The sequence below is a fragment of the Luedemannella helvata genome (genome assembly GCF_039528415.1).
In the GTDB taxonomy this organism is placed as follows: domain Bacteria; phylum Actinomycetota; class Actinomycetes; order Mycobacteriales; family Micromonosporaceae; genus Luedemannella; species Luedemannella helvata.
Genome location: NZ_BAAALS010000100.1, coordinates 1 through 950, shown reverse-complemented (window position 1 = coordinate 950; position 950 = coordinate 1). Strand labels below are relative to the sequence as shown.

At 67.8% G+C, this 950-nt stretch carries 2 protein-coding genes; one reads left to right on the top strand and one right to left on the bottom strand.

The genetic code is table 11. The features are described 5' to 3' along the window. Positions 1–295: 295 nt before the first annotated feature. Positions 296–505, top strand: a complete 210-nt coding sequence (locus ABD191_RS28915) for a type II toxin-antitoxin system prevent-host-death family antitoxin (RefSeq protein WP_030901136.1) — start codon at positions 296–298, stop codon at positions 503–505. A gap of 70 nt (positions 506–575) precedes the next feature. Here the strand turns inward: ABD191_RS28915 and ABD191_RS28910 are convergent. Next, positions 576–950 (bottom strand): hypothetical protein (locus tag ABD191_RS28910; protein WP_344089110.1); only part of this gene is annotated, 375 nt, incomplete at its 5' end.

The following is a 950-nucleotide window of genomic DNA, read 5'->3' as shown; positions in this document are numbered from 1 at the left end:
GGTCGTCTTCGATGCCGGGCCAACACTGCCTGGTGCTGTCGTTGGCGTTCTCTGCCAGGACGAGCAGGGCGCATCGCTCGCGCCATGTCAGGTCGGCGGGCGCGTAGTCCAGCACCTCAACGATCAGCCGGATTCCCACGAGCTCTCTTCTCTCGGGTGGTGTTGCGGGGTGGGCGGGCGCGTGGAACCAGGGGCCCTAGGGCGGGTTCAACACGCCGACGCCTACATAGCTATCATAGCTAAGAACGCGAGTTTGCGCTGTTGTAGTACCCAGCGAATCCGCTACTGTGGTTGCATGACCGCGACCCGAACCGAGCACCGCGACAAGATCGCCGACGCTCGCAACGTCCTTGGCGAAGTGATCGCCCGCGCCCGGTTCGCCGGCGAGACGACCGTCCTCATGAACCGCGGCAAGGAGGCGGCCGTGATCGTCCCGTTCGAGTTCTACGAACGGGCCCTCGAGGCTCTCGGCGAGACGGTCGTGCCCGCTGCTCCGAAGTCCTGACCTCATAGCTCCTCCTCTCCTCGAGCCCCGCGTTGACCGCGGGGCTTTGTCGTGTGCGGGTGGGGTTCGGCTAGGCCGCGGCGGCCGGCTGCGTGGCGGCTTCGGCCTGCTTCTGCCGGTAGTAGGAGAGGGCGTGGTCGAGCGTGTTCTTGCTGACCCCGAGGCGTTCGGCGATCTGCTGCCGGTCGTGCCCAAGGCGCTCCAGCTCGGCGTGGTCCTCGGCGATGGCGATGTAGCGGGGCACTGTTTCGCCGTAGTTCGGTTCGGCTGCAGGGTCCTCGATGGTGTCGTCGTCCCAGGCGATGGGGGCCGCGAAGTTTTTGGCAGCTGCCCAGGTGCGGGCGTACCGGGCGGAGCGGAGGCGGACGCCGCACTCCTCGGCCGGCTTGTCGGCGTACTCCTGGTAGAAGTCGCGGACGACGCGGGCCACGGCGGCGGTGACCCG

What these genes read in the sequence shown, in the direction of transcription:
- ABD191_RS28915 (WP_030901136.1), top strand. Translation starts at nt 296, where the DNA reads ATGACCGCGACCCGAACCGAGCACCGCGACAAGATCGCCGACGCTCGC.